Annotated in this window: 3 protein-coding genes; 1 reads left to right on the top strand and 2 read right to left on the bottom strand. The window is 61.5% G+C overall.

What is annotated here, in order from left to right:
• Positions 1-75: 75 nt before the first annotated feature.
• The gene (lpxB, locus tag HMPREF3107_RS03040) at positions 76-1,230 is read right to left on the bottom strand and encodes a lipid-A-disaccharide synthase (RefSeq protein ID WP_070453281.1); all 1,155 of its coding nucleotides are present in this window, start codon (positions 1,228-1,230) and stop codon (positions 76-78) included.
• Positions 1,231-1,367: 137 nt separating this feature from the next.
• Positions 1,368-2,135 (bottom strand): ParA family protein, encoded by a 768-nt coding sequence (locus HMPREF3107_RS03035; RefSeq protein ID WP_070453293.1) that lies wholly within the window; start codon positions 2,133-2,135, stop codon positions 1,368-1,370.
• A 166-nt stretch (positions 2,136-2,301) separates the two neighbouring features.
• On the opposite strand from HMPREF3107_RS03035, the gene HMPREF3107_RS03030 reads away from it, so the two are divergent.
• On the top strand, positions 2,302-2,805 hold the full coding sequence (locus tag HMPREF3107_RS03030) for a hypothetical protein (protein WP_070453277.1): 504 nt from the start codon (positions 2,302-2,304) through the stop codon (positions 2,803-2,805).
• Positions 2,806-3,037: the final 232 nt, after the last annotated feature.

Raw genomic sequence — 3,037 nt, 5'->3', positions numbered from 1 at the left:
TGAGGAAAAGGAATTTTGCAAAGGTCTCTTTATGTGTGTATTGAAGGGTTAAGCCGCTTTTCAGACGGCCTTTCTTTATAAAGCCCCTGCTTCTTCGAGTACGTTTTGGGCGGCGAGTTCGGCCGTGTCGCGGCGCAGCATGTGGTGCAGTTCGTGAAAATCGCGCTGCAGGGCGACGCAGTCTTCGGGCGATTCGTACCATTTGACCAGCGCGTCGGCCAGCAGTTGCGGTTTGGCACGGCTTTGCAGCAGTTCGGGCACGGCCTCGCGCCCCAGCAGGATGTTGGGCAGGCCGACGTGCGGCACTTTGATTTTCCGCTTCACATAGGCGTAGGTCAGCGGGGAGATTTTGTAGCTGATGACCATCGGGCGTTTGCACAGGGCTACTTCTAGGGTGGCGGTGCCGCTGGTGACCAATACGGCGTCGGCGGCGGTGCAGGCCAGGTCGGCATGGGCGGTCATCAGTTGTATGGGCAGGTGTTTGAACCGCTCTTCGGCCAGCAGGGCGGTCAGGCGGTTGCGTGTGGCATGGGTGGCGACGGGCAGCAGGAAGCGGGCGTCGGGGTAGCGTTGCAGTATGAGTTTGGCCGTCTGAAAAAATATCGGCGCCATGTAGTCGATTTCGCTGACGCGGCTGCCGGGCAGCAGGGCGAATACGGGGGTGTCGCCGTCAAGTTTCATTCTCTGCCGGGCGGCAGCGCGGTCGGCTTCCAGCGGCATGGTTTGCGCCATCGGGTGGCCGACGAATTCCGCCCGTCCGTCCGCATCGCGGTAGAGCTGCGGTTCCATCGGGAAGAGGCAGAGGACGCGGTTGGCCTGGCGGACGATTTTATTGACGCGCCCGCGCCGCCATGCCCAAACGGAGGGGCTGACGTAGTGGACGGTGGGGATGCCCGACTGTTTGAGTTTTTCTTCGACGTGGAGGTTGAAGTCGGGCGCGTCGATGCCGACAAACACGTCCGGCCGCGCGGCGCGCATTTTTTCAATCAGGCCTTTGCGGATGGAGAGGATTTCCGGCAGGCGTTTGACGACTTCGGCAAACCCGCGCACGGCGAGTTTTTCCTGTTCGTAGAGGCTTTCGAAACCAAGCGCGGTCATGCGCGGGCCGCCGATGCCGGTGAAACGGGCGTTCGGACAGCGGGCGCGGATGGCTTCCATCAGGTGCGCGCCGAGCAGGTCGCCCGAGGCTTCGCCCGCGCACAGGGCGATGAGGGGGGAGGTTTTGTTCATGTGTTCGGAGGATGCGTTTTTGTTTGACTGTCTGAATGGCGGCGTACCGCCCGAATGCGGTTGAGGCCGTCTGAAAGCGCGGTTTCGGCCAAACCGATGTGTTTTTCGTGCTTTCAGACGGCCTTTTGTTCAGGCGTTCAAGCCAGCCGCCGCTGCAGTTCCGCCGCCAGTTCGCGGTAGGCCTGCGTGCCTTTGGCTTTGGCATCGTACACCAGCGCGGGCATGCCGTGGCTGGGTGCCTCGGCCAGCCGCACGTTGCGCGGGATGGTGGTGGCGAAGAGTTTGCTGCCGAAGTGCTGTTGCAATTGTTCGCCGACTTCCGCCGCCAGACGGCTGCGGCTGTCGAACATGGTGCGGACGATGCCTGTCAGGTCGAGCTTGGGGTTGATGGCCTGACGGATTTTGCGGACGGTGGCCACCAAGTCGGAAATGCCTTCGAGCGCGTAGTATTCGCACACCATGGGCACGATCACGCCGTCGGCGGCCACCAGCCCGTTCAGGGTCAGCAGGGTCAGCGTGGGCGGGCAGTCGATGAGGATGAAGTCGTAATCGTCCGCCACTTCGGCCAACGCGTTTTTCAGCCGCATTTCGCGGGCGATTTCCTGCACCAGTTCGACTTCCGCCCCGGCCAGCGCGCGGTTGGCGGCCAAGACGTGATAACCGCCGCTGCCGCCGGTATCGACCGCCGTTTTCACGTCGGCATCGCCCAGCAAGACATGGTAGACACCGTGCCGGATGGCGGTTTTGTCCACACCGCTGCCGGTGGTGGCGTTGCCCTGCGGGTCGAGGTCCACCACCAGGACGCGGCGGCCGACGGCGGCCAGCGAGGCCGCAAGGTTGACGGCGGTGGTGGTTTTGCCCACGCCGCCTTTTTGGTTGGCAATGGCGATAATATGTGCGCTCATGGTTTGGTCGGCCCGTTTGTGTTTCGAAACGGCGGATTGTACCGTTATTTGCCGCCGCCCGAAACAGAACGCGCAAGGCCGTCTGAAAGACGGTTTCAGACGGCCTGCGGTTTCTTTATAATGACGCGGCTTGATACCCGCACCACATCCCTGAAAGGAAAGCCCCATGAAGAAATACCTGCCGGTTTTGCTGCTTGCCGCCCTGTCCGCCTGCGGCGGCCAGCCTGCCGAAAATGTCGAACAGCCGCCGAAACCCGAATTTACCGTCAAATTCCTCGATATTTCGGTGCTGGTGTCGAAGCTGCCTTTGGGCGAGCCGAAAATCAGCGAGGGGCAGAACGGTGAAAAAACCTACCGTTATCCGATTAACGGCCTGCCGGAAGACAATTTTGTCGAAATCAGCGGCAAATTCCCGGAAAACATGCATGCGGTTAACGGCCGGTGCATGGAAGACCCGGCTGCCGGCTGGGCGCAAGGCAGCGTCTGCCGCGACCTGTTCGACAAACTGACCGCCGCCGTAACCGCCAAGCCCGACGTTATCGGCAACTACCTGCTCAGCCACGGTGGTTTGCAGCCCGTGTCGGAACAACGCACTTACGGCGCGGTTCAAGACGGACGTTTCGTGTTCGACGTAGACCGCAAAGGCATGTTCTCGCTGCGCCGCCGCTAAACGGTTTGAGGCCGTCTGAAACCTGTTTTCAGACGGCCTTTCCGTCACGGCATGCCCCTTGCCGAAACCCAACCGCCCGCCGAACGGCGGACAACCGTCCCGAAAACGGGCAAACACCCGAGCCCGCACGCGGCCAAGCCCTTCACCGGCACACAGGCCGTCTGAAAGCACCCGACCCGCATAGCCGAACGCCGTTCCGGCACAATATAGTGGATTAAATTTAAATCAGGAC

The organism is Neisseria sp. HMSC31F04 (assembly GCF_001807735.1).
Classification (GTDB): domain Bacteria; phylum Pseudomonadota; class Gammaproteobacteria; order Burkholderiales; family Neisseriaceae; genus Neisseria; species Neisseria elongata.
This window is presented reverse-complemented; position numbering and strand designations above follow the sequence as displayed.

What these genes read in the sequence shown, in the direction of transcription:
- lpxB (WP_070453281.1), bottom strand. Translation starts at nt 1,230, where the DNA reads ATGAACAAAACCTCCCCCCTCATCGCCCTGTGCGCGGGCGAAGCCTCG.
- HMPREF3107_RS03035 (WP_070453293.1), bottom strand. Translation starts at nt 2,135, where the DNA reads ATGAGCGCACATATTATCGCCATTGCCAACCAAAAAGGCGGCGTGGGC.
- HMPREF3107_RS03030 (WP_070453277.1), top strand. Translation starts at nt 2,302, where the DNA reads ATGAAGAAATACCTGCCGGTTTTGCTGCTTGCCGCCCTGTCCGCCTGC.